At 73.9% G+C, this 7,580-nt stretch carries 7 protein-coding genes; 3 read left to right on the top strand and 4 right to left on the bottom strand.

Annotation, left to right across the window (positions count from 1 at the left end; all coding sequences use genetic code 11):
- Positions 1-117: 117 nt before the first annotated feature.
- Genes VGD70_RS04360 through VGD70_RS04350 form a run of 3 tightly spaced genes read right to left on the bottom strand, consistent with a single transcriptional unit; the run spans position 118 to position 1,999 of the window.
- A complete protein-coding gene (locus VGD70_RS04360) occupies positions 118-1,083 on the bottom strand; it encodes a 1-phosphofructokinase (RefSeq protein WP_331078337.1) in 966 nt (321 codons plus the stop codon).
- Between the two features lie 2 nt (positions 1,084-1,085).
- On the bottom strand, positions 1,086-1,241 hold the full coding sequence (locus tag VGD70_RS04355; RefSeq protein WP_331078335.1) for a hypothetical protein: 156 nt from the start codon (positions 1,239-1,241) through the stop codon (positions 1,086-1,088).
- Positions 1,238-1,999: a DeoR/GlpR family DNA-binding transcription regulator gene (locus VGD70_RS04350; RefSeq protein ID WP_331078341.1), complete on the bottom strand. Its 762-nt coding sequence runs from the start codon at positions 1,997-1,999 to the stop codon at positions 1,238-1,240. The genes VGD70_RS04355 and VGD70_RS04350 overlap by 4 nt, the downstream gene beginning before the upstream one ends.
- 377 nt (positions 2,000-2,376) lie before the next feature.
- Here VGD70_RS04350 and VGD70_RS04345 point away from each other — a divergent pair, with 377 nt between their 5' ends.
- Entirely contained in the window at positions 2,377-2,796 is a 420-nt protein-coding gene (locus tag VGD70_RS04345; protein WP_331078333.1) for an ATP-binding protein, read from the top strand.
- On the opposite strand, the gene VGD70_RS04340 is transcribed toward VGD70_RS04345, so the two are convergent.
- Positions 2,779-3,822: an aldo/keto reductase gene (locus VGD70_RS04340; protein WP_331078331.1), complete on the bottom strand. Its 1,044-nt coding sequence runs from the start codon at positions 3,820-3,822 to the stop codon at positions 2,779-2,781. The genes VGD70_RS04345 and VGD70_RS04340 overlap by 18 nt on opposite strands.
- A 75-nt stretch (positions 3,823-3,897) precedes the next feature.
- Here VGD70_RS04340 and VGD70_RS04335 point away from each other — a divergent pair, with 75 nt between their 5' ends.
- A complete protein-coding gene (locus tag VGD70_RS04335; RefSeq protein ID WP_331078329.1) occupies positions 3,898-4,482 on the top strand; it encodes a TetR/AcrR family transcriptional regulator in 585 nt (194 codons plus the stop codon).
- A 225-nt stretch (positions 4,483-4,707) separates the two neighbouring features.
- On the top strand, positions 4,708-7,491 hold the full coding sequence (locus VGD70_RS04330) for a helix-turn-helix transcriptional regulator (protein WP_331078327.1): 2,784 nt from the start codon (positions 4,708-4,710) through the stop codon (positions 7,489-7,491).
- Positions 7,492-7,580 lie beyond the last annotated feature (89 nt).

The raw sequence follows: 7,580 nt of genomic DNA, 5'->3' as shown, positions 1-7,580 counted from the left end.
ACGCGCCGATGTTCGGCATGATCATTCCGGCCATGTTGCCGCCGAAGCGTTGCACCCTGGCGCGGAAGCTGTTGCCCTGTAAGTGCTTCAGGTCCGACACACCTGTCGGCAAACTCGTCATCGAATCTGCTCCATTCCGTGCGGTTGGTGCGAGCCGCTCAGCGGCCGCGAGAGGTCGGGCTCGGCGTGGACGTGCACGCCGTCCCGGTCGACGTCGGCAGGACCCGGCATGCGGCTGCCCGGCAACCGGACCGCCGCCGCACCCCAGGCCAATGCCTCGGTCAGCACGTCGCCGCCGGTGGTCCCGGCCGCGAGACATCCGGCGAGCATCGCGTCGCCCGCACCGACGGCACTACGCCCTCGGTCGACCGGCGACTCGCCGTAACGCACCCCCTGCTGGTCGACCAGCACGGCGCCGTCCGCGCCGAGACTGGCCAGGACCGCTTCCGCCCCCGCGACCCGCATCGCCTCCGCGGCGCGCACCGCGTCGGCGACCGTGTCGATCCGGAACCCCACCGACTCCGCGAGTTCGTCGCGGTTCGGCTTGACCAGCGCCGGCCGGCAGGCCAGCGCCGCGGCCAGCGGTGGACCGGAGGTGTCCACCACGAACCGCACGCCCAACTCGGCGAGCTGCGTGCCGAGCCGGCCGTAGAAACTGTCGGGCACCCCCGGCGGCAGGCTGCCGCTCGCGACCACCCAGTCCGCGCCGACCGCCGCGGACAACGTCGCCGTGACGATCCGCTCGAGGTCGTCGGCGCGCAGCGACCCACCCGGCTCGTTGATCTTGGTGACCGTGCCGTCCGGCTCGACGAGGCTGACGTTGGAGCGCGTGTGACCGGTGACCGGCACGGCGCAGACGTCGATGCCCTCGACCTCGAGCAGCGTGGTGAGCTGGGTGCCCTCCGGCCCGTTGCGCGGGACGACCGCGCACGTCGGGATCTTGTGCGCGGCCAGCGCCCGCGCCACGTTGACGCCCTTGCCGCCGGGGTCGAGGCGGGTGGCGGTGGCGCGCATCATCGCGCCCCTGGTGAGCTCGGCGATCTCGATCGTGCGGTCCAGGCTGGGGTTCAGTGTCAAGGTCACGATCACGGCGCCTCCCCGGAGGCGAGTACCTCGGCGGTCAACGATGCCGCCTCCGCGGCGACGAGTACGTCGGCAGTGCCGAATGCCGCCTCCGCGGCGACGAGTACGTCGGCGGTGCACGATGCCGCCTCCGCGGCGACGAGTACGTCGGCGGTCAAGCTCGCACCACCCTCGGCCCGTGCGACTCGATCTCGGCGGCGGTTCGCTCGTCGAGGCCGGTGTCGGTGATGAACGTGTCGATGTCGGAGAGCTGGCCGAACCTGGCCAGGTGGTCGGTGGTGACCTTGGTGTGGTCGGCCAGCAGCACGGTCCGCCGCGCGGCCGCGATCATCGCCGTCTTCACCGCGGCCTCCGCCTGGTCCGGCGTGGTCAGTCCACGTTGGACGGACAGCCCGTTGGTGGCCACGAACGCGACGTCCACGTAGCTCTGCGCGAGTGCCTCCATCGCCCACGGGTCGACGCAGGCGAGGGTGCGCCCGCGGACCCGGCCGCCGACGAACAGGACGTTGACGTTGGACCGGGTGGCGAGCGAGAGAGCGGTCGGCAGCGCGTTGGTGAGGACGGTCAGCTGCCGGTCGACCGGAAGAATCTCGGCCAACCGCGCGGTGGTCGTACCGGCGTCGAGGATGATCGAGCCCTCCTCCGGCACCTCGGCCAGGGCGGCCTTGGCGATGCGGTCCTTCTCCGCGGTGAGCAACGTGTCCCGCGCGGCGAGCGCGGGCTCGAACCCCAGCCGTTCCACGGGAATCGCGCCACCGTGCACCCGGCGCAGCAGCCCGTGCCGCTCGAGCACGGACAGATCACGCCGGATCGTCTCCCCAGTGACCGCGAGCTCGGCGGAGAGCTCGGCGACGTCGACCCGGCCCTCACGGCGGGCCCGGTCGACGATGTGCTGCTGCCGCTCTTCTGCGTACATGTGGATTTGCCGCCGTTCCATCTGTGTATTGCTGTGTTTACATGGGACCTGGTGGTCAAGTCAACAACTCGAGGCACACTTGGCCCAACTGATATGGAGAGTCCTAGAGTTCGCGGGCGCCCGCGCGGGGGCCGGGGTCGCTCCGGGTTCGGTGAGTTGTCCACAGGGGCCCCGGTTGCTCGGCCGTTCTTGTCGGTCGGCCTTCGTAGAATGGATACCGGGGGCCAGAGGCCGCGCCTCCGCGGCGCGGCTCTCGTCGGCGCTCGTCTCGGAAACGTCTTGCTGGTCGGGCTCGCTGGCACGCTTGCATGCTTGTCGGCTGGTCGGGTAATCCTGACCAGGGATACCCATCGAAGAGCGGGCGAGGGACGGGGTCAATGACGGCTGAGCCGGCGCAGGTTCTCCTCATCGGCGGCGAGCTGACCGAGCTCGGCCGGGTCCGTCAATGGGCCCGGACCGTGCTCGCCGACCTGGACGACGTGCTGGTCGACGCGCTCTCGGTGATCGACGAGCTCACCGCCAACGCCCTGCGGCACGCCCGCGCGCCCTTCCGCGTCTCCTTGCGCCGCACGCGGGACCGGCTACGCGTCGAGGTCAGCGACGGGTCACCCGAGGCCGCCGCCCCGCGCACGCCCGACGACGCCGGCGGGCGGGGGCTGCTGCTCGTCCAGGCCTACTCGCGCGGCTGGGGACAGGAGACCTACCCGGACGGCAAGATCGTCTGGGCCGAGCTGGACCTCGCACCCGGCCCGGCGTACGCGAGCTACTCCCCCAACGGCTCACGCGCCGAGCGGTAGACCCGGGTTCAGCCGCGCGAAGCCTTCCTGCCGATAGTAGGGAAAGTACGGGTACGGCGGGGTGGTCGCGCTGGCCGCGTCGAGCCGGGCGACCTGGTCGGATGTCAGCTCCCAGCCCACCGCGCCGAGGTTCTGGCGCAGCTGCTCCTCGTTCCGCGCGCCGATGAGGACCGACGAGACGGTGGGCCGGCGGAGCAACCAGTTGATCGCGATCTGCGGCACCGCGCGGCCGGTCTCGGCGGCCACGTCGTCAAGCGCGTCGACCACGGCGTGGAGGCGGTCCTCGGGCACCGGCGGGCCGAAGTCCGCGGTGCGGTGCAGGCGGCTGCGCGCGGGCAGCGGCTGGCCGCGGCGGATCTTGCCGGTGAGCCGGCCCCAGCCGAGCGGGCTCCACACGACCGCGCCGACACCCTGATCCTGGCCGACCGGCAGCAGCTCCCACTCATAGTCGCGGCCGACGAGGGAGTAGTAGACCTGGTGGGCCACGTAACGCGGGTGTCCATACTTGTCCGCCACGGCAAGGGATTTCATCAGCTGCCAGCCCGAGAAGTTGGAGACGCCGACGTAGCGGACCTTCCCCTGCCGCACCAGGTCGTCCAAAGTGGACAACGTCTCCTCGATCGGGGTGGCGGCGTCGAAGCCGTGCAGCTGCAACAGGTCCAGGTAGTCGGTGCCGAGCCGCTCGAGCGCCGCCTCGGTCGCGCGGATGAGCTTGGCCCGGGACGTGCCGGCGTCGTTGGGGCCGTCGCCGGTGGGGAGGCCGGTCTTCGTCGAGATGATCACCCGGTCGCGCCGGCCCCGGATGGCGGCGCCGAGCACCTCCTCCGAGCCGCCGTCGGAGTAGACGTCGGCGGAGTCGAACATGGTCACCCCGGCGTCGAGGCAGATGTCGACCAGCCTCCTGGCCTCCCGGGCGTCGGTGTCACCCCAGGCGCCGAACAGCTCACCCCGGCCGGCGAACGTGCCCGCCCCGAACGCGAGCGCCGGCACCATGAGCCCCGACGCGCCCAGCCTCCTGTACTCCATGCCTACTCCTTAATGGTTCCGTGGTTCCGTTAAGCTAGCACCGTCGTCGTCACTAAAAGGAACTGGAGTCCCGTTATGGTCGTCCGGCCAGGTGGGCGCACCGCCCGCGTCCGTGCGGCGGTCCTGCGCGCGGCCGAGGACGTGCTGATCGCGAGCGGCTTCGACGCGCTGGACCTGGCCGACCTGGCCCGCCGCGCCCAGGTCGGCAAGACCACGGTGTACCGACGCTGGGGCACGGCGGCCGGCGTCGTGGCCGACCTGCTGGTGTCGATGGCCGAGGAGTCCGCACCGCGCACCGAGACCGGCACCCTGCTGGGCGACCTGCGCGCGAACGCCCGCCTGGTGCGGAGAACCCTGACCGACCCGAGGCAGGGCCCGCTGTTCAAGGCGGTGATCGCGGCGGCCACGTGCGACCCGCGGACCGCCGAGGCCCTGCACCGCTTCTACGAGACCCGGGTGGCCGAGTGGGCGCCCTGCGTCGAGCAGGCCATCGCGCGCGGCGAGGTCCCCGCGGGCACCGACCCGCACGAGGTGATCCGCGCGGTGTCGGCGCCGCTGTACTACCGCCTGCTCACCACGCCCGCCCGGCCGGACACCGCGGCCGCCGACCGGGCCGCCCGGGTGGCGGCGAGCGCCGCAGCGGCCGGCGAGTTCCGCTAGCGGGCCGCGCCAGCGCCGAGGAGAACTGGTTCGAGCGCACGAGCCTCGCCCTCGCCGCCGACCCGTCCGCGCCGGTGATCGACGTCCGCTACCTCGACGTCCTCGCGATGCCGGCCGGCCGGACCCGCAGCTACTACGAGGCCCGCCTCCCCGACGAGAGCCACGAGCCGCGCACGGAGATCAGCTGAGTGTCTCGTCTCATCAGGACTGAGCGATACTCACCGCGTGGCGCGGCGGGTGTCGGTACCGGAGCTGGTCGGTCGGCGAGCCGAGCTCGCCGTGCTCGACTCGCTGCTGCCCGGCGACACCCGGCTCGTCCTCGTCGACGGCGACGCCGGGGTCGGCAAGACCCGCCTGGTGCAGGCGTTCGCCGCGCGGGTCGCCGACCGAGCCACGGTGCTCACCGGCGGCTGCCTCCAGTTCGAGGCAGACCTCCCCTATGCGCCCTTCGCCGAGGCCCTCCCCCAGCTCTTCGCCGAACCGGCGACCGGGGACCGGGCCGCGGCCTACCGCCGGGTCGCCGACGCCATCACCCGCGCCGGCGACCAGGTACTGCTGGTCATCGAGGACCTGCACTGGGCCGACGCCTCCACCCGCGACCTGCTGCGCCACCTCCACCGCGCCCTCGCCGACGCCCCGGTCCTCGTGGTCGCCACCTGCCGCGCGGACGAGCTGACCGCCGACCACCCCGTCGCCACCCTCGTCGCCGAGCTGGCCCGCTCGCCCCGCACCGAGCGGCTGCACCTCGCCCCGCTCGACCGGCCCGGCGTGGCCGCGCTCGCGAGGGCCGTCCTGGGCACCGAGCCGCCGCAGGACCTCGTCGACGCGCTCGTCGCCCGCGCGGAGGGCAACCCCTTCTTCACCGAGGAGCTGCTCGCCGCCTGGCCCGGCACCGGCGACGTCCCGCGCACCGTCCGCGAGATCGTCCTGACCCGGCTGGCCCGCCTGTCCCCCGACGCCCAGCGCGTCGCCCGCCTGGCCTCGGTCGCCGGCCGGACCGTCCCGCACGATCTCCTCGCCGGCCTCGACGCGCTGCCCGGAACCGACCTCGGCCCGGCGCTCCGCGAGCTCGTCGACCACGGCCAGCTCACCACCACCGGTCCCGACTCCTACGCCTTCCGGCACGCGCTGATCCACGAGTCCCTCTACCGCGACCTGCTGCCCGGCGAGCGCCGCGCCGCGCACGCGCGCATCGCCGCGCACCTCGCCGAGCACCCGGAGCTGGGCGCCCGGTCAGCGGCCGGCGCGGCCGCCGAGCTCGCCCACCACTGGGACGCCGCCGGCGACGCGGCCCGCGCGCTGGCCGCGTCCGTGGAAGCCGCGGCCGCCGCCGTCGACGGGCTCGCGCCGGCCGAGGCACACGCCCACTACGAGCGCGCGCTGCGCCGCTGGCACGAGGTCGCCGAGCACCCGGCGGGGCTCACCCACGACGTGCTGCTGGAGCGCGCCGCCGAGGCCGCGAGCCTCGCCGGCCACAACCAGCGCGCGGTCGAGCTCACCAAGGCGCGGATCGCGGAGCTGGTCGAGGAGGCCGGTGCCGAGCACGTCGCGCTCGCCTACGAGCAGCTGTCCTACCAGGCCCGCAGCGCCGGCAACTGGGCGCTCGCCCGGACCGCGAGCCGGCAGAGCGTGCGGCTCGTTCCGGCCGACTCGCCGGCCCGGCTGCGCATCGAGTCCTGGCTGATGATGCTCGACATGCTCGCGAGCCGGCACCTCGACGCCGTCCGCCGCGCCGGGTCGCTCCTGCCGAACGACGACCCGATGGCCACCAACCGCGCGCTCACCGCGCTCGGCACCGGGCACGTCATGCTCGGCCACGTCGACGAGGGTGTCGAGCACCTGCGCCGGCACCGCGAGTTCGCCGACCGCAGCGGCATCCCGCGGTTCATCGGCGTCGGCTACGTCAACACGTCGGAGTCGCTGATCTGGGCCGACCGGCAGACCGACGCGCTGGCCATGGCCCGGCAGGGGGTCGAGCGGGCGACCGAGTACGGCTTCGACATCTACCTGCTGCCGATCGTCGGCAACGTCGTGCGCGCGCTCGCCGAGCTGCACCGCTGGGACGAGGCGACCGACCCCACCCAGGACCCGGACGACCCGGCGGCCGACCCGTTCAACTGGGTCTTCGTCGACCTGCCGCGGGCGGACATCCTGCTCCGCCGCGGCGATCTCGCGGGCGCGGCCGTCCTGCTCAAGCGCAGCGGCACGGTGCTCGACGGGCAGGAGGACGTGCAGTACGGCACCGAGCTCGCCACCCTCCGCGCCCGGCTGGCCGCGGCCGAGCACCGCTGGGACGACGCGCGCACCGCGGTCCGCGCCGGGCTGGCGGTGGCGCTGGGCGCGCAGGAGATGTGGCTCGCGACCCGCCTCGTGGCCACCGGTGTGCAGGTCGAGGCGGACGCGGTCGCCGACGACCCGGCGGCCGGCGCGGCGACCGGCGCGGCGGCCGCGGACGAGCTGCTCGCGGCGGGCCGGCGGCACCGGGCCGAGCTGGAGGCCGCGGGCGCGGCCGCGCTGCCGCGGACGCTGCGTGCCCAGGCCCTCGCCGACGCCTCCCGCACCCGGCTCGGCACGCCGGACCCGGACGCGTGGGTAGCGCTGGCCGGGCTCGCCGGCGTCGACCGGCACCTTGCCGGCTACGCCCGCTTCCGCGAGGCCGAGGCGTTGCTACAGGTCAAGGGCTCGCGGGCGCGGGCGGCCGAGGCGCTGGCCGACGCCGCCGCGACCGCGGCCGACCTGGGTGCCGCTCCCCTGGCCGAGCTGACCGCCGCGCTGGCCGGCCGCGCCCGACTCACCCCACGCTCCGCGCCCCCGGCGCACGGCCTCACCGCGCGCGAGACGGAGATCCTCACCCTCGTCGGCCGGGGCCTGACCAACGCCGAGATCGCGGCCGAGCTGTTCATCAGCACGAAGACCGCGAGCGTCCACGTGTCCAACATCCTGCGCAAGCTCGGCCTCCGGAGCCGCATCCACGCGGCGGCCTTCGCGCACCGCCGCGAGCAGGCCTGATACGAAACCAGTTGCTCAGGGCCTTGTCTGCTGCGGATTCTGTCGCGAGGATGGCAGTCAGCCAACGTGATCCTCGCTGCTGGGAGTTC

The sequence above is a fragment of the Actinophytocola sp. genome (assembly GCF_036402745.1).
GTDB lineage: Bacteria > Actinomycetota > Actinomycetes > Mycobacteriales > Pseudonocardiaceae > Actinophytocola.
Note: the sequence above shows the minus strand (reverse complement) of the source record. Positions and strands in the feature narration are given on the sequence as shown.